The organism is Campylobacter concisus (genome assembly GCF_002913865.1).
In the GTDB taxonomy this organism is placed as follows: domain Bacteria; phylum Campylobacterota; class Campylobacteria; order Campylobacterales; family Campylobacteraceae; genus Campylobacter_A; species Campylobacter_A concisus_AM.
Genome location: NZ_POYX01000111.1, coordinates 1 through 1035 on the forward strand (window position 1 = coordinate 1; position 1035 = coordinate 1035).

The 1035-nt window shown below is 31.3% G+C and carries 2 protein-coding genes; both read right to left on the reverse strand.

Going from position 1 to position 1035, the window contains the following annotated elements:
• The coding region (locus tag CYP77_RS07330; protein ID WP_141090843.1) for a DNA cytosine methyltransferase at positions 1 to 299 on the reverse strand (299 nt) is incomplete at its 3' end.
• Positions 300 to 323: 24 nt separating this feature from the next.
• Positions 324 to 1035 (reverse strand): IS1595 family transposase (locus CYP77_RS07335; protein ID WP_103599728.1); only part of this gene is annotated, 712 nt, incomplete at its 5' end.

A 1035-nucleotide genomic window follows, 5' to 3' on the forward strand; every position in this document is an offset into this window, starting at 1 on the left:
GACTTATGTGTATCATTAAAGCCACGTTTATAACCAGCTTGACTAAATGGTTGGCATGGAAAACCAGCACAAAGAATATCAAAATCAGGTAATTCGGATGGGCTTATTTTGCGAATATCATCATTAAATAATTCATTTTCAAATAGTTTCTTATTTAGCTTTTTGAAATTATATTCATAAGTTTTTCTAGCATACTTATCAATTTCTGATGCAAAAACACATTCTCCACCTAAGCTATCCATAGCCAAATGAAAACCACCAATGCCAGCAAACAAATCAACAAAAGTAAATTTTTTCATATTTACACCATTGTATTTCTTGTTTTAAGCCACAAGTAGTGGCACACTTGGTCTATCTCTTAAACTTTCAGTTTTGCTAATACAATCAGTATTTAGTATGTGATTTAGTAAAATTTGTTCTTTATCTTTCCTACTTTCTTTTGCAAAATTTACAAAATTATGATAGACAAGATAGTTGTTAAGATACTTTGTAGATACGCCTTTGAATAGTATTGATTTAAGACAGCTGTGATAATTATTTATTACTTGGATATTAAAACTTCCGTTAGAGTGTTTATTTCGTGGTATTCTTATGTGATTTAAACTCATTTCGTTTGATAGTTTTAGATAACTTCTAAGACTATCAGTTACAAATACACTCTCTTTTTCTACTTTACTAAAGATAACGCTATTTAAAGCTTTTACATTTGGCTTACCAAGATTTGCTATTTTAGCTACTGATTTGCCGTTTAGATTAACAACACAAGGTATGCAAACTAACTCTTTTGATAAACCACGCTTCGTGTTTGCCGTGCCACGATGTTTTGCCGAACGTGGAAAATTAAAATCCTTGTGATGACCTTTATACGAGATGGGCATAAATGTTTCATCAGCTTCAATAATGCCGTCAAGTTTTACGCTCTCTTGCATTTCTTGTAGTGCGTCAAGAATTTTATGTCGCCAGTTAAAAGCTGTGCTTAAATTTATACCGCAAATTTTGGCTGTTTTTCTAAGTGAATATTTTTCTATCATACAA